Origin of the sequence: Bordetella genomosp. 13 (assembly GCF_007679965.1) — a bacterium.
GTDB lineage: Bacteria > Pseudomonadota > Gammaproteobacteria > Burkholderiales > Burkholderiaceae_B > Bordetella.
The window spans coordinates 247,535-266,595 of the sequence record NZ_VEHL01000001.1 but is presented as its reverse complement, the minus strand read 5'-3'; the positions used below and the strand labels follow the sequence as shown (position 1 = coordinate 266,595).

The window sequence follows — 19,061 nt, the reverse complement described above, 5'->3', positions numbered from 1 at the left end:
CCGAGGAGCGAACTGCGATGGTGTGATGCGACTTACCGGTCGCGCGCGCGGCCACCCCAGGTGGCGGCCAGGCTGGCAACGAAGGCGCCGATCAGCAGCGAGGCAAATGCCCACATGGCGAACGCCGCGGCGGCCTTGCGGGCGGTATCGGCGGCTTCGCGGGCCGTCTGCTCGGCCTTGTCCGCCGCCTCGCGAGCCTGCTGGGCCAACTGGTCGACGCGTTGCTGCGCCGTCGCCTCGTCCACGCCCGCGCGGCGCGCCACCAGCTTCACCAGGTAGGCGCGATCCTGTTCCGACAGCTTGCCTTGCGTCAGGCTGTTGGCCAGGATGCGGCCGACTTCCCGGCGCGGATCGCCATTGGTTTCCGGCGGCGCGGCATCACCCGGACGCAACAGCGTGTCGGTGAAGTAGTCCAGCGAAAAACCGGACGTGTCCGGCCCCCCTGCACGCTGGGCCATGGAGACGGCCGCATTGCCCGCGGAACCGGCGACGGCGCCCGTGGCGCGGCCCGCCGTGTTCAGCAGCGACCCGGCCGCCGCGCCCAGCATCATCACGGCCAGCACGGCGCTCAGCGCCCAGACCAGGAAGCCGTGCGCGGTGTCGCGGAAGTAGATTTCGTCGGCGGCCGCGTCGGTCCAACGCGTGCGCAGCCGGCCGGCGACATAACCCGCCACGCCGTAGGCGATGATCTGCGTGACCAGCAGCCATACGATGGTGCCGATCGCCAGCGCGCCGCCCGAGGCGCCTTCCTGTTTCCACGGCGACATGGCCAGGAAGCCCAGGCCCGACCCGCCGACCAGCAGCATGGTCGATAACGCCGCGGCGATCACCGCTCCGGCGATGACTGCGCCCCAGGACACGGCCGAGCCGTTCGATGCCACGGCAGCCGGCGCATAGGCGGCCGTGGGCGTTGTGGTGCTCTGCATGATGTTCTCCTTGCGGTTAGGCGTCTGGGCCCGCTCAGTGCCAGAACAAGGCGAGCAGGATGATCACGGGAATCGGCACACCCAGCATCCATAGAAGAATCGATCGCATAACCCCTCCTTCGCTTTGCATGAAACTCATTGACGGCCACCGGTCGGCAGCCGCTTCCGGCGCCACCGACAAGACGGTGTCCCCGGATTGCCGGCTTTCAGCAAACGGCGTGCCTGGCCCGCGTAGCGGGAGAAATCACCGGCAGCGGCCGGCAGCTCGGTCCATCGATGGTGTGCAGGCCTGGAAGCGCCCGAACTGGATATCGACGCCGCCCCTGCGCGGCGCGATCCGGCGGGCATGACGCCGCCTGCGCCGCATTGCCGTTGCGGCAGGGCATCGCCGCCTCCTAGAATGGCTCCATCCATAAAAAACGGCGCGCTCGCCTGCCACGGCCCTCGGGCCATGCATGCGGCGAGCGTCCCGCCCTCGGCCGCCTATCGCGGCCCAATCCCTGGCACTCCCGGAGCCGCCATGTCCACCCCCCGCCCTTTCGAATTGGCCTGTCCCGACCTGACAGCCGAACGCACCGGCAATACCGATACCCCCGGCGTCTGGCATTTCGACTCGGGCGCGCCCGGCCGGCACGTGCTGATCACCGCGCTGATCCACGGCAATGAACTGTGCGGCGCCTGGGCCCTGAAGACGTTCCTGGCCAGCGGCCTGCGCCCCGCCCGGGGCAAGCTCACCATGGCCTTCTGCAACCTCGCCGCCTTCGACCGCTTCGATCCCGAGAATTACCTGCGCTCGCGCCTGGTCGAGGAGGACATGAACCGCGTCTGGAGCGCAGAGAAGCTGGCCGATCCGTCCACGCACGAACGCCGCCGCGCCGCCGAACTGCGCCCGTGGGTGGACCAGGCGGACTGGCTGCTGGACCTGCACTCCATGAGCAATTCCGACGTGCCGCTGCAGCTGACCGGCCTGTTGCCGCGCAACATCGAACTGGGCCTGCAGTTGGGCACGCCTTCCAAGATCATCGCGGACGCCGGCCACGCGGCGGGCGTGCGCATGCGCGACTACGGCCGTTTCGGCGAGCCCGGCGACAACGGCACGCGCTCGTTGCTGATCGAATGCGGCTTCCACGGCGCCCCCGCGGCGCGCGACGTGGCCATCGACCAGATGGCGCGCTTCCTGGCCGCCTCGGGCGCGTTCGACCGCGCCGAGCTGCCCGCCGGCTGGTTCATGCCCGACGCGCCGTCGCAACAGGCCCTGGAAGTCACGCACGCCATCGCGCGCAAGAACGAGAATTTCCGCTTCGCCCAGCCATGGCAAGGCCTGGAATGCCTGCCCTCGGCCGGGACCCTGATCGGATGGAATGACGACGAGGAAGTCGTCACGCCATACGACAACTGCGTGCTGATCATGCCGTCGCTGGGACAGCCCCGGCCCGGCGTGACGGTGGTGCGGCTGGCGCGGGCCATTGCGTAACGGCCGAAGCGGCGCCGTGCGAATTGGCCGGGCCGCGGTCGGCCGGGCCGCGATCGGCCGGGCCGCGCTCGGCTCCCCATGGCCCGGTAAACTCTCTGCACGCCGGCCGGCATGCGCGCCGGCGACCCTGCTTCCATAAGACCAATGAACCCTCTGGATCTTTCCAACGCCGACCGCATCGCCCTCGAACTGGGCCATGCGGGCCGCAATGCCATCGCCTACGTGGACGAGGACCGTAACTCGGATCGTCCGTTCACGCTGCATACCTACCGCCCCTACGGCTACACCCCCGACCGCCCGGTTGTGATCGTGCAGCACGGCGTGCTGCGCAACGGCGCCGACTACCGCGACTACTGGATCGAGACCGCCGACCGGCACAAGGTGCTGATCGTCGCGCCGACCTTCTCCGAAGCCATCTGGCCCGGCGTGGACGCCTACAACAACGGCCGCGTGTTCAGCGCGGGCGGCAATCCCCGCCACGTCGACGGCTGGGCCTACGCGCTGCCGGCCCGCGTGCTGGCCGACCTGCGCGCGGGCGAGATCAGCGATTGCAAGGCGGTCTATCTGTTCGGCCACGCCGGCGGCGGGCAATTCGTGCACCGCCTGCTCAGCAGCCAATCGTCCGAGCCCTACCATGCCGTGGCGGTGGGCAACCCCGGCTGGTACAGCCTGCCCACGCTGGAGCTGCCGTTTCCGGAGGGCCTGGGCAAAGTGGGACTGACCGACGCGCACGTCGAGCGCCTGCTGGCCTATCCCCTGCTGATCCTGGCGGGCGACCAGGACATCGCGACCGAAGGGCCGTACCTGCCGGCCGAGCCGGCTGCGCTGCGCCAGGGCGCGCACCGCTATGCGCGCGCTCATCACTACCTGGAAGCCGGCCGCGCCGAGGCCGTGCGCCGTGGCGTGCCGTGCAACTGGACGCTGCAAAGCGTGCCTGGCATCGGCCACGATGGCCGCGCCATGTCGGCCGTGTGCGCCAGCCTGTGGTTCGATGGCGGCATGCCGGACGCCCAGACGCTGGCCCGCCTGGCCGCCGGCTGACTTCATCCCGAACCGCCCCGCCCGGATGGGGTCATCAGCGTTCACCAGGGCGATGGCGCGGTCACAGACCAAAAGGCACACAATGAGCACGCTACCCGACACCGCCCGCCTGATCGACGGCATCCAGGAATGGATGCGCTGTGAGTCCCCCACCAACTCGCCCGCGGGCGTCACCGCCATGGCCGAGATGGTGGCCGCCTTCGCCACCAGCCTGGGCCTGCGCGTGGAACTGACGCCGCTGGGCCCGCGCACCGGTCCGCTGCTGTACGCGACCAACCGTGCCGCGGGCGACGAGCGTCCCGGCATCCTGGTCCTGGCGCACCTGGACACGGTGCACCCCATCGGCACGCTGGACCAGAACCCGATCCGCATCGAGGGCGACAGGCTGTACGGCCCCGGTGGCTACGACATGAAGGCGGGCCTGTACCTGGCGCTGTCGGCGATGACGGGTCTGGCCGAGCCCGGCGCCACGCGGCTGCCGGTGGACTTCCTGATGGTGCCGGACGAAGAGACCGGCAGCCACGCCTCGCGCGAGCACACCGAGCGCCACGCCCGCCATGCCAAGTACGGACTGGTGTGCGAACCGGCCCGCGCCAACGGCGGCAAGTGCGTCACCGCGCGCAAGGGCACCGGCATGCTGCGCCTGGGCGTGAAAGGCCGCGCCGCGCATGCCGGCGTGCAGCACCAGCTGGGCCGCAGCGCCATCCGTGAGATGGCGCACCAGGTACTGGCGCTGGAAGCCATGACCGACTACGAACGCGGCGTCACCGTCAGCGTGGGCACGATCGAAGGCGGCACCACCACCAACACGGTGCCGGCGCTGTGCAACTGCGTGGTCGATTTCCGCGTGCCCGACATGGGCGCCGCCGAGGACGTGCTGCGCCGCATGCGCGAGCTGTGCGCCGTGGGGCCGGACATGGAGCTGGACATCGACGTCGAGCTGAATCGCCCGCCCATGGTGAAGGACGCCGCGGTCACCGCGCTGCTTGACCTGGCCCGCGGCTATGCGCAGCAGGCGGGCTTCGTGCTGGAAGACGCGCCGATGACCGGCGGCGGCAGCGACGCCAATTTCACCTCGGCCTTCGTGCCCACGCTGGACGGCCTGGGCGCGGACGGCGACGGCGCTCACACGATGCACGAGCACATCCTGGTGTCCACGCTGGAAATGCGCGTGCAGTTCTGGAATCTGCTGCTGCGCGAACTGGCATGACCGGACAGGCGGGCGGTTGGACGCGCGTCCTGCCCCGCCGTCAGGTCAGGACGGCTTGTTCAACAGCGCCTTGAGCATGCCCAGGCGTTCCTTGGGGCTCATGGCGCGCGTGGTGTCGTCTTCCTGCGGCTTGGCCTGCTCCAGGCCCATTTCCTCGATGAAGCGCGAGGGTTCGCAGACGCGGTCCTCTCTTGCACGGCGACGGCGGCGGCACCAGCTCAGGTGCAGGGTGCGCTGGGCGCGCGTGATGCCCACGTACATCAGGCGGCGCTCTTCCTGGATGCGCGTGGCCAGCGTCTCGGCCGCCCGCTCGGGGTCGCCCGTATCGTCGTCTTCCTTGCCCAGGTGCGGCAGCAGGCCTTCCTCGACACCCGCCAGGTACACGTGCGGATACTCCAGGCCCTTGGAGGCATGCAGCGTCGACAGCTTCACCGCGTCGGGCTCTTCCTCGTCGCCGCGTTCCAGCATGGTGACCAGCGCCACGTGCTGCACCAGGTCGACCAGCGCCATGTCGTCTTCCTCGGCCTTGCGCTTGAGCCAGCTGACCAGTTCCAGCACGTTCTGCCAGCGCGTCTGCGCGGGCTTTTCGTCGAACATGTCGTACAGGTAGCGCTCGTACTGGATGGCCGACAGCAGGTCGTCCAGCAACGGACCGGCCGGTTCCCGCGGACGGGCCTCCGCCACCGTGGCGGCCGGCTTGCCGGCGCGCCATTGCATGCGCTGCACGAACTCGGCGAAGGTGCGCAGCGGCTCGAGCTGGCGCGGCTGCAGCAGCGATTCCAGGCCCGTTTCGCCCACCGCATTGAGCAATGAGATGTGCCGTTGCGCTGCGTAGGTGCCGAGGGTCTGCAGCGTGCCCTGCCCGATGCCGCGCTTGGGCGTGGTGGCCGCGCGGATGAAGGCGGGATCGTCCTCCTCGTTGGCCAACAGGCGCAGGTAGGCCAGGATGTCGCGCACCTCGGCCTTGTCGAAGAAGCTCTGCCCGCCCGAGATGGTGTACGGAATCTTCAGGTTGCGCAGCGCCTGTTCCAGCACGCGCGCCTGGTGATTGCTGCGATACAGGATCGCGAAATCCTTCCAGTTGTTCTTGCGCTCGAATCGAGACGCCGAGATCTTCATGCCGATGGACTCGGCCTCGTGCTCGTCGCCATCCATGGGCGAGATCGTGATGGGCTCGCCCCAGCCCAGGTCGGACCACAGCTTCTTCTCGAACAGCTTGGGATTGCGTTCGATGACGCTGTTGGCCGCGGCCAGGATGCGCTGCACCGAGCGGTAGTTCTGCTCCAGCTTGATCAGCTTGAGCTGCGGATAATCGCTGGGCAGCTTGGCCAGGTTCTCGATGGTGGCGCCGCGCCAGGCGTAGATGGCCTGGTCGTCGTCGCCCACCGCCGTGAACATGGCGCGGTCGCCCGTCAGCAGACGCACCAGGCGATACTGGCACACGTTGGTGTCCTGGTATTCGTCGACCAACAGGTAGCGCACGCGGTTCTGCCAGCGCGTACGCACGGTCTCGTTGCTGGCCAGGATCTCGGCGGGGATGCGGATCAGGTCGTCGAAGTCGACCGCCTGGTAGGCGGTAAGCGTGGCCGCATAGCTGCGAAACACGATGGCCGCCTCGACTTCGGTGGGCGTCTTGGCCAGCCTGGCCGCCTCGTCGGGATCGATCAGTCCGTTCTTCCACAGCGAGATGATGGACTGCACCTCGCGCAGGCGGCCACGGTCGGTGGTCTGCAGCAGCTCCTGGATGATGGCCATCGCGTCGTCGGCGTCCAGGATGGAGAACTGCGGCTTCAGCCCCGCGCTGGCGGCCTCTTCGCGCAGGAAGCGCACGCCCAGCGCATGGAAGGTGCTGATGGTCAGGCCGCGCGCCAGCTTGCCGTCGACCAGGGTCTTCACGCGCTCGGCCATCTCGCGCGCGGCCTTGTTGGTGAAGGTGAGCGCGACGACGTTGCGGCCCATGTAGCCGCAGTCGCGCAGCAGATAGGCGATCTTCTGGGTGATGACGCGCGTCTTGCCGCTGCCCGCGCCGGCCAGCACCAGGCACGGACCGTCCAGGTACAGCACCGCCGCCCGCTGCGCGGGATTCAGGCCGGCCGGGACGGAGTTGGGCTCAGGGGCTGACATCGCGGATAGGCACCTAGATTTCCAGAGGATCGACTTCGAGCTGCCAGCGCACGCGCGACTCGGCGGCCACGTGCGGCAGCCAGGCAGACCACGCCGTCAGGAAGGCCTGCAGCGCGGGACGGCTGGTGCTTTCGACCAGCAGTTGGGCCCGTTCGACGTGGGCCACCCGCACCACGCGCAACGGTACGGGATCGTACCGCGTCACGAGGTCCAGCGCAGGCAGGCTGGCCTCGTCGGCCACGTCGCGGGCACGCTGCAGGAACGCCAGCGCCTGGGCCAGCTCGCGCGCCTCGGCCGTCAGCAGGGCCTGGTAGGCGAAGGGCGGCAGGCCGGTTTCCTCGCGCTCCTGCAGCGAGTGCCGCGCGAAGCCGGCGTAGTCGTGGCGCACCAGCGCCTGGTAGACCGGCTGCTCGGGATAGCCCGTCTGGATGATGACCTCGCCGCCCGCGGTGTGGCGCCCCGCGCGCCCGGCCACCTGCATCAGTTGGGCGAACAGGCGTTCGGGGGCGCGGAAGTCCTGCGCGAACAGCATGGAGTCGGCGTTCAGCACCCCGACCAGCCCCAGCCGCGCGAAATCATGGCCCTTGGACACCATCTGCGTGCCCACCAGGATGTCGACCTCGCCGGCATGCACGGCCGCGAACAGCGCCTGCGCGCTGCCCTTGCGGCGCGTGCTGTCCGCATCGATGCGTGAGATGCGCGCCTGGGGAAAGAGTTCGGCCAGGTGTTCCTCGACGCGCTGCGTGCCCCGCCCCATGGGATTGAGGTCCTGGTCGCCGCATTCGGGGCAGGCGCGCGGCACCACGGCCTGGTAGCCGCAATGATGGCAATGCAGCCGATAGCCGCCCGCGCCGCCGCCGCGATGCAGCACCGTGAACGCGGAGCAGCGCGGGCAATTGCTGACCCACGCGCAGGAATTGCAATGCAGCACCGGCGCATAGCCGCGCCGGTTCAGGAACACCAGCGCCTGCTCGCCGCGCGCGATGCGTTCGCCGATGGCATCGACCAGTTGCGGGGACAGGCCCTGCTTCAGCTGCAGCCGCCGCGTATCCACCAGGCGGATGCGCGGCAGGCTGCTGGCGCGCGCGCGATTGGCCAGCGCCAGGCGCAGGTAACGGCCGCGTTCGGCGTGATGCCAGGTTTCGAGGGCCGGCGTGGCCGAGCCGAGCACCACGGGGATGTCCAGATCGCGCGCGCGCCACACCGCCAGGTCGCGCGCCGAATACCGCAGGCCCTCCTGCTGCTTGTAGGAAGGATCGTGCTCTTCGTCGACCACGATCAACCCCAGCTCGGGCATGGGCGCGAAGATGGCCATGCGCGTGCCCAGCAGCATGCGGGCCTGCCCGCGCTGCGCGGCGGCCCAGGCCTGGATGCGTTCGCCGTCGGCCAGGCCGCTGTGCAGCACGGCCACGGCTTCGGCGCCGATGATGGATTCGAGCCGCGCGCGCAGGGCGTTTTCCAGCTGCGGCGTCAGGTTGATCTCGGGGACCAGCAGCAGCACCTGGCGGCCCGCCGCCAGCACGCGCTGCGCGGCGCGCAGGTAGACCTCGGTCTTGCCACTGCCCGTGACGCCGTGCAGCAGCACGGGCTTGAACGCTTGCAGCGCGCAGATGGCATCCACGGCGGTCTGCTGCTCGTCGTTCAGCGCGGGCGCCTGGTCGGGCACGGCGGCGGCGGTACCGCGCGGCTTGCGCGCGTCGCGCCGCGCCACCGGCCCCAAGCCCGAGCGCTTGCCCTGATAGGCCGATGGCTTGCGCAACGGCGGGGGCAGCACGGGCAACATCACTTCGCCCAGCGGACGCTGGTAATAGTCGGCCGCGAAGCGCGCCAGCTTCAGCCAGCGCGCGGAAAACGGCGGCAGATCGCGCAGCACCTGCTCGACGTCGCGCACCTGGGCCGCGTCGATCGAGGGGGCGTCGGGCAGCTCGACCACCACGCCCACCAGCTTGCGCCGGCCAAACGGCACGATCACGCGCAGGCCGACCTCGATCGCCTCCATGCATCGGTAATCGAACGGCCCCGGCAATGGCACATCCAGCGCCACGCGCACCCAGGAGGGTGCGGGCGCCAGGGCAGCGGGATCAGTAAGTACCGGTACGGTCATAAGGGTGAGATCGGCGACGGCAGGCGGCAGAACTTAAAGTGAATTCTGGATGTCTCGGCTAAACGGCTGACCGGGCTTGGCGAACGATTTCGCGGCACGGTCGACCGGAAGGCCTGTGGATAACATTGGGGAAAACATGCCGCGCCGCACTAAACTTAAGCAACACTTGTTGCTAGCACGTTTACAGCCCTTCTTGCAAATCCCATATTTACATTGAAAAAACAATGGGTTATGGAAATTTTCAAGAATGCGCTATAGGTTCCACGGGTAAACCTAAGCGAGGGAAGATTTGTGCACAACTCGGTGCCTGGAGCACGCATCAATGGCCGCCCAGCAATGAAGCGAGCACTTACTGTGCGTGGTAGCGCCGGCTGTATGCATGCACTTCATCCACCAGTTCGCCTACGACATCAGGCGGAGTGTATTGGGAGATTCCGTGGCCCAGGTTGAAGACATGGCCACCCTGCTTGACCGCACCGAAAGCATCCAGCGCGCGCCGCGCCTCGGCCCGGACGGCTTGCGCGCCACCGAACAGCGTCATGGGATCGAGGTTGCCCTGCAGCGCCACGGCATCCGCCACGCGCTGGCGTGCCTGCCTCAGGTTGACGGTCCAGTCCAGGCCGACCGCATTGCAGCCGCAGGCGGCGATGTCTTCCAGCCAGATGCCCCCGCCCTTGGTGAATACGATGACGGGCACTTCCTTGCCTTCGTGCTGGCGCTTCAGGCCCGCCACGACCTTGCGGGTGTACGCCAGCGAGAACTGCTGGAACAGCCCATCGGCCAGCACGCCGCCCCAGCTGTCGAACAGCATGACGGCCTGGGCGCCCGCCTCGATCTGCGCGTTCAGGTATTGACGGGTGGCCTCGGCGTTGACCTCGAGCATGCGGTGCAGCAGGTCGGGACGCGCGTACAGCATGGACTTGATCTGGCGGTAATCGTCGCTGCCACGGCCTTCGACCATGTAGCAGGCGATGGTCCAGGGGCTGCCGGCAAAGCCGATCAGCGGCACCTTGCCGTCCAGTGCGCGGCGGATGCTGGTGACGGCGTCGAACACGTAGCGCAGCGAATCCATGTCGGGCACGGCCAGGCGCGCCACGTCGTCTTCGTTGCGGACCGGGCGGGCGAAACGCGGGCCCTCTCCCGCCACGAAATCCAGCCCCAGGCCCATGGCATGCGGCACGGTGAGGATGTCGGAGAACAGGATGGCGGCATCGAGGTCGTAGCGCTGCAGCGGCTGCAGCGTGACCTCGGTGGCGTAGGCCGGGTTCTGGGCAAGCCCCATGAAAGATCCGGCGCGCGCGCGCGTGGCGTTGTACTCGGGCAGGTACCGGCCCGCCTGGCGCATCAGCCAGATGGGCGTGTAGGGCACCGGCTGGCGCAGCAGCGCGCGCAGGAACACATCGTTTTTCAGTGCGGGGAAGGACACGGCAAGCCTTTGGATTCTGAATCGGTGATTTTACTGCCCTGGCGCGGGACGCCCGCGGCGTCCTAGGCATCGGTACGTTCGCGATACGGCGCGGCTTCGATGCGGTACTTGCGCATCAGCGCCCAGAATGCCCGCCGGTGCTTGCTGGACGCCCGCGCCGCCTGCGCCACGTTGCCCTGATGGCGTTGCAACGCCTGTCGAAGGTAGTCGCGCTCGAAGCCTTCGACGACGCGCGCCTTGGCCTGCCGGAAGGGCTCATGCGGAGCCTCGTCCGGCGGTCGATCGAGGTCGGCGTCGTCGTCGTCGTGCTCCGTGGACGGGCGCGAGACCGTACGCTGCGATTCGGCATGCGCGTCCTCCGCGAACCGCCGTGACCCGATATGTCCGCGCGGACCACGCCCCGCGACAGGCGGCTGCCCGGCGTGCCGGGACGACGGATGCGCCGCCTCGCTGCCGCGCAGGTAGGCTGGCATGGCCTCTTGCACCATGCCGCGCGGGCACGTCGCGCCCTCGAACGCGCTCAAGTCGGCATAGGACGCCGCATGTGACGCAGTCTTGCGCCGAACCGCCATGCGCAGCAACCGCGCCCGCAGCTCCTCGGCGCACAGGGGCACCCGCAGAAAGTCGGCCACGCCCAGCGCCAGCAGATCGGCCAGCGCGGGCGCCCTGACCTCGTGCGCAAGCACGATGATGGGCGTGCGCAACACGCCCTGGGCGCGCAGCAAGGCCAGCCGCGCCCACGGCAGAGTGGCGGGCTCGACGGGCAGCAGGCAGGCGTCGTAGCGCTGCAAGGGCAGCGCCGCGGCGGCGATGAGCGTGGCCGGATCGGCCTCGGGCCCCGCCCCGTCGACCAAGGCATGGGGATGCAGGCTCAGCCGTTCACCGGACAACGCCGGCCGCGCCCAGGCCGGGACGCCGGCAACGCCCTGGGGTCCCACCAGCACGGCACATTCGAAACGTTCGCGCATGTCGCATTTCCTGGAAGCAAGATCAGGAACGCAGCTTACGGACTGCCGGCCGCGCGCGAAATTCGTAATTCACGCACTGCGGGAACTACGTACGCCGACACGAGACGGACGCCGAAATGAAAAAAGGAGCGTACGGATACGCTCCTTTTCCTGCTGGACGTCAGGACGGGCTTGCGCCCGCCGGGCCGTCTCAGTGACGCGTGGCGGGCGCGCGCATCTTGCGCGCGGCGGCCACTTCGGCGGTCAGCGCGGCCAGTTCGGCCTCGACCACGGCGATGTCCGCCTTGTCCTTGGCATTGCGCAGGGCCTCTTCGGCCTTTTCGCGCGCCGCCACGGCACGGGCTTCATCCAGGTCCGCGGCGCGGATGGCGGTGTCGGACAGCACGGTGACGCTGCCCGGCTGCACTTCCAGGATGCCGCCGGCCACGAAGATGTTCTCTTCGCTGTTGTCCGGACGCACGATCTTGACCGTGCCCGGACGAATGCGCGAGATCAGCGGCGTGTGGCCGGGCAGGATGCCCAGCTCGCCCGACTCGCCAGGCAGCGCCACGAACTTTGCCTCACCGGCGAAGATCGATTCTTCCGCGCTGACGACGTCCACTTTCAGGGTAGCCATATCGGATCCTTATAACGGCGCTTATTGCAGCTTCTTGGCCTTCTCGAAGGCCTCGTCGATCGTGCCGACCATGTAGAAAGCCTGCTCGGGCAGCGAATCGCATTCGCCGTTGACGATCATCTTGAAGCCGCGGATGGTTTCGGCCAGCGGCACGTACTTGCCCGGCGAACCCGTGAACACTTCGGCGACGTGGAACGGCTGCGACAGGAAGCGCTGGATCTTGCGCGCGCGGGCCACGGCCTGCTTGTCTTCCGGCGACAGTTCGTCCATGCCCAGAATCGCGATGATGTCGCGCAGTTCCTTGTAGCGCTGCAGCGTCTGCTGCACGCCACGAGCCACCTGGTAGTGCTCTTCGCCGACGACTTGCGGGTCGAGCTGGCGGCTGGACGAATCCAGCGGATCCACGGCGGGATAGATGCCCAGGGCGGCGATGTCACGCGACAGCACCACGGTCGAGTCCAGATGCTGGAAGGTCGTGGCGGGCGACGGGTCGGTCAAGTCGTCCGCAGGGACGTACACGGCCTGGATCGAGGTGATCGAGCCGGTCTTGGTCGACGTGATGCGCTCTTGCAGCTTGCCCATTTCCTCGGCCAGCGTGGGCTGGTAGCCCACGGCCGACGGCATGCGGCCCAGCAGTGCCGACACTTCGGTACCGGCCAGGGTGTAGCGGTAGATGTTGTCGACGAAGAACAGGATGTCGCGGCCTTCGTCGCGGAACTTTTCGGCCATCGTCAGGCCGGTCAGCGCCACGCGCAGGCGGTTGCCCGGGGGTTCGTTCATCTGACCGAACACCATGGCGACCTTGTCCAGAACGTTCGACTCTTCCATTTCATGGTAGAAGTCGTTGCCTTCGCGGGTACGCTCGCCCACGCCGGCGAACACCGACAAGCCGCTGTGCTGCTTGGCGATGTTGTTGATCAGTTCCATCATGTTGACGGTCTTGCCCACGCCGGCGCCGCCGAACAGGCCGACCTTGCCGCCCTTGGCGAACGGGCACACCAGGTCGATAACCTTGATGCCGGTTTCGAGCAGCTCGACCGACGGCGACAGTTCGTCGAAGGCGGGAGCGGCCTGGTGGATGGCGCGCTTTTCTTCCGAGGCGATGGGGCCGGCTTCGTCGATGGGACGACCCAGCACGTCCATGATGCGACCCAGGGTGCCCGTGCCCACCGGCACCGAGATCGGCGCGCCGGTGCCGGCCACGGCCATGCCGCGGCGCAGGCCGTCGCTGGAGCCCAGCGCGATCGTGCGGACCACGCCGTCGCCCAGCTGCTGCTGGACTTCGAACGTCAGGCCCTGCTCCGCGAACGAGGAACCCTCGTCGGCCAGCGTGAGCGCTTCGTAGATCTTGGGCATCTGATCGCGGGGGAACTGAATGTCCACCACGGCGCCGATGCACTGAACGATGGTTCCGTTGCTCATGTCGATTCCTTGCTTGATAGCTTGTGACGGGTTGCGGCCTGCTTAGACAGCGGCCGCGCCCCCTACGATTTCCGAAATTTCCTTGGTGATCGCCGCCTGACGGGTCTTGTTGTAGACCAGTTGCAGCTCACCGATGACCTTCTTGGCGTTGTCCGACGCCGCCTTCATGGCGACCATGCGGGCGGACTGCTCGGACGCCATGTTCTCGGCCACGGCCTGGTACAACAGGCCTTCGACGTAGCGCTGCAGCAGCGCGTCGATCACGCTCTTGGCGTCGGGCTCGTAGATGTAGTCCCAGCTGTATTCCGATTTGATCTGCACGTCCGCGTCGGCGCCGCCCTGGAAGGGGTCTTCCAGGGAGTCGTTCAGCGGCAGCAGGCGCAGGAACACGGGTTCCTGGCGCATCGTGTTGATGAAACGCGTCGTCGCGAGGTACAGCGCGTCGATGCGGCCCTCGAGGTAGTCGTCCAGCTGCACCTTGATGGCGCCCAGCAGGCGGTCCATGTCGGGCTGATCGCCCAGGTGGACTTCCTGCGAGACCAGCTTGGCGCCGATACGCGTCAACAGGCCCAGACCCTTGTTGCCGAAGGCCGTGGTCTGCACCGCAACGCCCTTCTGCTGGAATTCCTTGAGCTTGGCCAGGGTGACGCGGCTGACGTTGGTGTTCAGACCGCCGCACAGGCCCTTGTCCGTCGTGACCATCACCACGCCCACGGCCTTGACTTCACGCTCGACCAGGTAGGGGTGGGAGTACTCGGGATTGGCCTGCATCAGGTGCGCCGCGATCTCGCGCACCTTGGTGGCGTACGGACGGCCAGCGCGCATCCGTTCCTGCGCCTTGCGCATCTTGGACGCGGCGACCATTTCCATCGCCTTGGTGATCTTGCGCGTGTTCTGCACGCTCTTGATCTTGGTTCGGATTTCCTTGATTCCGGGCATTGCGCTTTCCTGTTGATTCGGCCGGGACCGGCTTGCGCCGGGCTGATTCCGGTCTGACCCTCGCGGGGAGCGAACGAACGCTCTCCCGCCTAGATCAGACGTGCCTTAAAAAGCACCGTGCTTCTTGAACTCCTGGACCACCGAGGCCAGCGTGGCTTCGTCGTCCTTGGACAGTTCCTTCGTGTCTTCCACGCGCTGGATCAGGTCGGCGTGCTTGGCCTTCAGATGATCCTTCAGGGCCTTCTCGAAGGACAGCACCTGCGGCACGTCCACGTCGTCCAGGTAGCCGTTGTTGACGGCGTACAGCGACACGGCCAGTTCCCAGACCTGCAGGGGCTGGTACTGCGGCTGCTTCAGCAGTTCGACCACGCGCTTGCCGCGCTCGAGCTGGCGGCGGGTGGCGTCGTCGAGGTCGGAAGCGAACTGCGCGAACGCGGCCAGTTCACGGTACTGGGCCAGATCGGTACGGATACCGCCGGACAGCTTCTTGACGACCTTGGTCTGGGCGGCACCGCCCACGCGGGACACCGAGATACCGGCGTTGATGGCGGGACGCACACCCGCGTTGAACAGGTCGGTTTCCAGGAAGATCTGGCCGTCGGTGATCGAGATCACGTTGGTCGGCACGAAGGCGGACACGTCGCCGGCCTGCGTTTCGATGATCGGCAGGGCCGTCAGCGAACCGGTCTTGCCCTTGACGGCGCCGTTGGTGAACTTCTCGACGTACTCTTCGTTGACGCGGGCCGCACGTTCCAGCAGGCGCGAGTGCAGGTAGAACACGTCGCCCGGGTAGGCTTCGCGGCCCGGCGGACGGCGCAGCAGCAGCGAGACTTGACGGTAGGCCCAGGCCTGCTTGGTCAGGTCGTCGTACACGATCAGGGCGTCTTCGCCGCGATCGCGGAAGTATTCGCCCATCGTGCAGCCAGCGTAGGCGGCCAGGTACTGCATGGCGGCCGAGTCGGAGGCCGAGGCGGCCACGACGATGGTGTATTCCAGCGCGCCGTGCTCTTCGAGCTTGCGCACGACGTTGTTGATCGTCGATGCCTTCTGGCCGATGGCGACGTACACGCAGGTAACGTTCTTGCCCTTCTGGCTGATGATGGTGTCGACGGCAACGGCGGTCTTGCCGGTCTGGCGGTCGCCGATGATCAGCTCGCGCTGGCCACGGCCGATCGGCACCATGGAGTCGATGGCCTTGACGCCGGTCTGCAGCGGCTGCGACACCGAGCGGCGGGCGATCACGCCCGGCGCGACCTTTTCGATGATGTCGGTCTGCTTGGCGTTGATCGGGCCCTTGCCGTCGATCGGGTCGCCCAGCGTGTTGACCACGCGGCCACGCAGTTCGGGGCCGACGGGCACTTCGAGAATGCGGCCGGTCGTCTTGACCGAGTCGCCTTCCGACACGCCCGTGTAGTCGCCCAGAATCACGGCGCCGACGGAGTCGCGCTCGAGGTTCAGGGCCAGGCCGAACACGTTGTTGGGGAATTCGAGCATTTCGCCCTGCATCACGTCCGACAGGCCGTGGATGCGGGTGATGCCGTCCGTCACGGACACGACGGTGCCCTGGGTGCGAACGTCAGTGGAAGCGCCCAGGCCCTCGATGCGGCTCTTGAGCAGTTCGCTGATCTCGGAGGGATTGAGTTGCATATTGACTCCTGGAATCCTGATTGGGTCTGGCGTGCCGGCTGCGTCAGGCGGCCAGCTTGTCGCGCATGCGAGCCAGCTGGGCTTGAACGGAAGTATCGAGCACCTGGTCTCCGACGGCCACGCGCACGCCGCCGATCAGCGAGGGATCGACGATGACGTGCGGGCGCAGCTTGAGACCGAATTTGACTTCGAGCGCGGCGACCAGATCAGCGACCTGGGCCTCGTTGAGTTCGAACGCGCTGGTGATCTCCGCCTGCGCCGTGCCTTCGTGACGATTCTTCAGCGCGGTGAACTGGCTGGCGATGACCGGCAGCAGCAGCAGGCGGTCGTTCTGGACCAGCAGTTCGATGAAATTGCGCGCGGCCTGCGGCAGGCGGGTCTTGACCAGCCCGACGAAGACGTCGGCGCGTTGCGCATCACCCAGACGCGGGTCGGCCAGAGCCTCGCGCACATCGGGGTTGCCGGCGATCTGGGCGAGTTCGTCTACCAGATCGGCCCAGCCCGCGAGCCCGGCCTGGTCGTCGCGAGCCGCGGCGAACAGGGCCTCGGCGTACGGACGGGCGACAGTGGAAAGTTCAGCCATCTTGGCGTTCCCTTAGAGCTGCGCCTTGAGCTGGTTCAGCAGCTCGGCGTGGGCTTGGGCATTGACCTCGCGCTTGAGGATCTGCTCGGCACCCTTGACGGCCAGGGCGGCGACGTCGTCGCGCAGTGCATCGCGGGCGCGTTGCACTTCCTGGGCGGCATCCTGCGCGGCTTGCGCCACGATGCGGGCACGCTCGGCCTCGGCTTCGCGACGGGCTTGCTCGATCACCGAGGCGGCCTGTTTTTCGGCCTCGACGATGCGGGCATGGTTCTCGGACTTGGCAGAAGCCTCGATGAGGCTGGCGCGCGCCTGAGCCTGGGCCAGATCGGCTTTGCCCTTTTCAGCAGCAGCCAGGCCATCGGCGATTTTCTGGCGGCGCTCGTCCATCGCCTTCGTCAGGGGCGGCCACACGAATTTCATCGTGAACCAGCCCAGAACGAAGAACACGAGCATCTGGAAGAAGATTGTCGCGTTCAGATTCACGGTCGTTCCTTAGACACCTTGCTCGGTCCGCCGAAGGCGGACCCGGAGCTTTCGATACTTTGCCGGTGGCGATGCCGTTGCCTGCATCACCACCGGCGGGGAGCCCGCTGCGCCAGGCAGCGGACGATGCCTTAGCCGACGAACGGGTTGGCGAAGGCGAACAGCATGGCGATACCCACACCGATCAGGAACGCCGCGTCGATCAGACCGGCCAGCAGGAACATCTTGGTCTGCAGGGCGTTCATCAGTTCGGGCTGACGAGCCGAAGCTTCCAGGTACTTGCCGCCCATCAGTGCGATGCCGATGCAAGCGCCGATGGCGCCCAGACCGATGATGAGACCGCAAGCGAGAGCAACGAAAGCAACGTTGGTCATGACAACTCCTTGGTTAGAAATCTGAATTCAGAATTGATTGGGAAAACGGGAACTGCTTGAATGCAAGAAACTCTTTTGCAAGAAACTCTTGCGGCCCGGCACGTGCCGGGAGGCACGCACCGGAGGAACCGGAAAAATTAGTGGCCTTCGTGAGACTGGCCGATGTAGACCAGCGTCAGCATCATGAAGATGAATGCCTGCAGCAGCACGATCATGATGTGGAAGATCGCCCACACCGAACCGGCCAGCACCTGGCCGATGCCCAGGCCGATGCTGGTGCCGTTGAAGCCGGTCCAGGCACCGCCCAGCAGCGCGATCAGCATGAACACGAGTTCGCCGGCGAACATGTTGCCGAACAACCGCATGCCCAGCGACACGGACTTGGCCGCGTACTCGATCAGGTTGAGCAGGAAATTGAAGGGAGCCAGCACGACGGCGCCGATGCCGTGCGCATGGAAGGGAGCCGTGAACAGTTCCTTGACGAAGCCGCCCGGGTGCTTGATCTTGATGCCGTAGTAGAACATCAGCAGCAGCACACCCAGCGACATGCCCATGGGCACGTTCAGGTCGGCCGTGGGCAGGATGCGGTGGTAGTACAGCATGTCGCCGTGATGGGCGCCCAGGCCCGTCCAGCGCCAGATGGACGGCAGCAGGTCGACCGGGATGAGGTCGAGCGCGTTCATCAGGACGATCCAGAGGAAGACCGTGAGGGCCAGCGGAGCCACGAACAGGCGGCTCTTGGCGTTGGTGACGATGCTCTTGGCCTGGTCGTCGACCATGTCCACGACCATCTCGACGAAGGCCTGGAAACGGGTCGGCACGCCGGCGGTGGCGCGACGCGCGGCCATCCACAGGAACAGGACGACGATCGCACCCATCAGGATGGACCAGAACAGCGAGTCGTAATTGATGACTTCGAACTGGGCGATGGCGGTCTGCTTCTCGCCCAGATTGTTGAAGTGCACCAGATGGTGCTGGATATACTCGGACTGAGGCGACGCGCCGCTGGCTGCAGCCATGTGAAACCCACCCTTTTGCTGTGCTTTCCGGACTGGAGGCCCGGACTACCCACGATTGTTAAATACTGCTATGACAGCTTGCGCGACAACAACAGCAGAAGATAGCCCTTCAGGGTGAGGATGAGGCCCAGCAGAACCGCCGGCCACACCAGCCACTCGCGCGCCAGCCAGGACAACAGTCCCAGCAACAACGCCGTTGCGAACAGCTTGATCAGCTCACCGAAGAGAAAGGCGAAAGGGTTGCTTCGTGCAGACCTAGCGACACCCACCAGGAGACGCAGCGCGAACAGCGCATTGGGCACCAGATATGCCACCGCCCCGAGTAATGCCGACAGCCCCGCAGCCGCCCCCGCAAATATCCCCGCTATTGTTGCCGCTGCGAGTCCCATCGCCGCCTGGGCGGCTAGAACCAGGAGAATTTCCCGGCATGCCCGTGCATTGAGCGCCGTGCGGTCCGCATCGGTCAGTACCAAACTCTTTTGCACAAGCTTGCCCCCTCAGCCCCAACAGGGCAGGACGTCGCGCCGGCGACTGAAAACGCTTCCGGCGCTGCTCCGTACCCCTTCCCATTGCGGCAGGTGTCATCCCACGTCGGATTTTTTTGCCCGATATTGGGTTGCTACCTAGGGTGTATCCCCTTGCTTTTTCCGCAAGCGTCAAACCCGCGAAGTATAGCGTGTTTTGGACAGGCACAGCAAATTGCAA

The 19,061-nt window shown here is 66.9% G+C and carries 17 protein-coding genes; 3 read left to right on the top strand and 14 right to left on the bottom strand.

The genetic code is table 11. The features are described from left to right. Positions 1-32 precede the first annotated feature (32 nt). Complete coding sequence (locus FS845_RS01240; RefSeq protein ID WP_144630154.1) at positions 33-926, bottom strand: hypothetical protein; 894 nt, start codon at positions 924-926, stop codon at positions 33-35. Positions 927-1,377: 451 nt separating this feature from the next. Here FS845_RS01240 and FS845_RS01235 point away from each other — a divergent pair, with 451 nt between their 5' ends. The 3 genes from FS845_RS01235 to FS845_RS01225 all read left to right on the top strand — a co-directional run bounded on the left by FS845_RS01235 (position 1,378) and on the right by FS845_RS01225 (position 4,651). Then, a complete protein-coding gene (locus FS845_RS01235) occupies positions 1,378-2,400 on the top strand; it encodes a succinylglutamate desuccinylase/aspartoacylase family protein (protein ID WP_144630152.1) in 1,023 nt (340 codons plus the stop codon). 144 nt (positions 2,401-2,544) lie between these two features. Further along, positions 2,545-3,441 carry an alpha/beta hydrolase gene (locus tag FS845_RS01230; RefSeq protein WP_144630150.1) on the top strand — a complete coding sequence of 299 codons (897 nt, stop codon included), beginning with the start codon at positions 2,545-2,547 and terminating at the stop codon, positions 3,439-3,441. Between the two features lie 82 nt (positions 3,442-3,523). Continuing rightward, a complete protein-coding gene (locus FS845_RS01225) occupies positions 3,524-4,651 on the top strand; it encodes a M20 family metallopeptidase (protein ID WP_144630148.1) in 1,128 nt (375 codons plus the stop codon). A gap of 45 nt (positions 4,652-4,696) precedes the next feature. Here FS845_RS01225 and FS845_RS01220 read toward each other — a convergent pair whose 3' ends face one another. The 13 genes from FS845_RS01220 to FS845_RS01160 form a co-directional block, all read right to left on the bottom strand. After that, entirely contained in the window at positions 4,697-6,775 is a 2,079-nt protein-coding gene (locus tag FS845_RS01220; RefSeq protein ID WP_144630146.1) for a UvrD-helicase domain-containing protein, read from the bottom strand. A 13-nt stretch (positions 6,776-6,788) separates the two neighbouring features. Beyond that, entirely contained in the window at positions 6,789-8,879 is a 2,091-nt protein-coding gene (locus FS845_RS01215) for a primosomal protein N' (protein ID WP_144630144.1), read from the bottom strand. Positions 8,880-9,228: 349 nt separating this feature from the next. After that, on the bottom strand, positions 9,229-10,305 hold the full coding sequence (gene hemE / locus FS845_RS01210) for a uroporphyrinogen decarboxylase (protein ID WP_144630142.1): 1,077 nt from the start codon (positions 10,303-10,305) through the stop codon (positions 9,229-9,231). A gap of 62 nt (positions 10,306-10,367) precedes the next feature. Further along, complete coding sequence (locus FS845_RS26740) at positions 10,368-11,273, bottom strand: helix-turn-helix domain-containing protein (protein WP_260986093.1); 906 nt, start codon at positions 11,271-11,273, stop codon at positions 10,368-10,370. Positions 11,274-11,463: 190 nt separating this feature from the next. Continuing rightward, positions 11,464-11,889, bottom strand: coding sequence for a F0F1 ATP synthase subunit epsilon (locus FS845_RS01200; protein WP_144630140.1), 426 nt, complete (start codon positions 11,887-11,889; stop codon positions 11,464-11,466). 21 nt (positions 11,890-11,910) lie between these two features. After that, positions 11,911-13,311 carry a F0F1 ATP synthase subunit beta gene (gene atpD, locus FS845_RS01195; protein ID WP_144630138.1) on the bottom strand — a complete coding sequence of 467 codons (1,401 nt, stop codon included), beginning with the start codon at positions 13,309-13,311 and terminating at the stop codon, positions 11,911-11,913. Positions 13,312-13,353: 42 nt separating this feature from the next. After that, on the bottom strand, positions 13,354-14,250 hold the full coding sequence (gene atpG / locus FS845_RS01190) for a F0F1 ATP synthase subunit gamma (RefSeq protein ID WP_144630136.1): 897 nt from the start codon (positions 14,248-14,250) through the stop codon (positions 13,354-13,356). Positions 14,251-14,355: 105 nt separating this feature from the next. Then, entirely contained in the window at positions 14,356-15,897 is a 1,542-nt protein-coding gene (gene atpA / locus FS845_RS01185; protein ID WP_144630134.1) for a F0F1 ATP synthase subunit alpha, read from the bottom strand. Between the two features lie 43 nt (positions 15,898-15,940). Further along, a complete protein-coding gene (locus tag FS845_RS01180) occupies positions 15,941-16,480 on the bottom strand; it encodes a F0F1 ATP synthase subunit delta (RefSeq protein WP_144630132.1) in 540 nt (179 codons plus the stop codon). A 12-nt stretch (positions 16,481-16,492) separates the two neighbouring features. Next, positions 16,493-16,963 (bottom strand): F0F1 ATP synthase subunit B, encoded by a 471-nt coding sequence (locus FS845_RS01175; RefSeq protein WP_144630130.1) that lies wholly within the window; start codon positions 16,961-16,963, stop codon positions 16,493-16,495. A gap of 131 nt (positions 16,964-17,094) precedes the next feature. Beyond that, positions 17,095-17,337 carry a F0F1 ATP synthase subunit C gene (atpE, locus tag FS845_RS01170; RefSeq protein WP_003815363.1) on the bottom strand — a complete coding sequence of 81 codons (243 nt, stop codon included), beginning with the start codon at positions 17,335-17,337 and terminating at the stop codon, positions 17,095-17,097. Positions 17,338-17,474: 137 nt separating this feature from the next. After that, the gene (gene atpB, locus FS845_RS01165) at positions 17,475-18,356 is read right to left on the bottom strand and encodes a F0F1 ATP synthase subunit A (protein ID WP_144630128.1); all 882 of its coding nucleotides are present in this window, start codon (positions 18,354-18,356) and stop codon (positions 17,475-17,477) included. Between the two features lie 68 nt (positions 18,357-18,424). Further along, positions 18,425-18,841, bottom strand: coding sequence for an ATP synthase subunit I (locus FS845_RS01160; RefSeq protein WP_144630126.1), 417 nt, complete (start codon positions 18,839-18,841; stop codon positions 18,425-18,427). Positions 18,842-19,061 lie beyond the last annotated feature (220 nt).

Coding starts and splice junctions, on each gene's coding strand:
- FS845_RS01240 (WP_144630154.1), bottom strand. CDS start 926: ATGCAGAGCACCACAACGCCCACGGCCGCCTATGCGCCGGCTGCCGTG.
- FS845_RS01235 (WP_144630152.1), top strand. CDS start 1,378: ATGCATGCGGCGAGCGTCCCGCCCTCGGCCGCCTATCGCGGCCCAATC.
- FS845_RS01230 (WP_144630150.1), top strand. CDS start 2,545: ATGAACCCTCTGGATCTTTCCAACGCCGACCGCATCGCCCTCGAACTG.
- FS845_RS01225 (WP_144630148.1), top strand. CDS start 3,524: ATGAGCACGCTACCCGACACCGCCCGCCTGATCGACGGCATCCAGGAA.
- FS845_RS01220 (WP_144630146.1), bottom strand. CDS start 6,775: ATGTCAGCCCCTGAGCCCAACTCCGTCCCGGCCGGCCTGAATCCCGCG.
- FS845_RS01215 (WP_144630144.1), bottom strand. CDS start 8,879: ATGACCGTACCGGTACTTACTGATCCCGCTGCCCTGGCGCCCGCACCC.
- FS845_RS26740 (WP_260986093.1), bottom strand. CDS start 11,273: ATGCGCGAACGTTTCGAATGTGCCGTGCTGGTGGGACCCCAGGGCGTT.
- FS845_RS01200 (WP_144630140.1), bottom strand. CDS start 11,889: ATGGCTACCCTGAAAGTGGACGTCGTCAGCGCGGAAGAATCGATCTTC.
- atpD (WP_144630138.1), bottom strand. CDS start 13,311: ATGAGCAACGGAACCATCGTTCAGTGCATCGGCGCCGTGGTGGACATT.
- atpG (WP_144630136.1), bottom strand. CDS start 14,250: ATGCCCGGAATCAAGGAAATCCGAACCAAGATCAAGAGCGTGCAGAAC.
- atpA (WP_144630134.1), bottom strand. CDS start 15,897: ATGCAACTCAATCCCTCCGAGATCAGCGAACTGCTCAAGAGCCGCATC.
- FS845_RS01180 (WP_144630132.1), bottom strand. CDS start 16,480: ATGGCTGAACTTTCCACTGTCGCCCGTCCGTACGCCGAGGCCCTGTTC.
- atpE (WP_003815363.1), bottom strand. CDS start 17,337: ATGACCAACGTTGCTTTCGTTGCTCTCGCTTGCGGTCTCATCATCGGT.
- atpB (WP_144630128.1), bottom strand. CDS start 18,356: ATGGCTGCAGCCAGCGGCGCGTCGCCTCAGTCCGAGTATATCCAGCAC.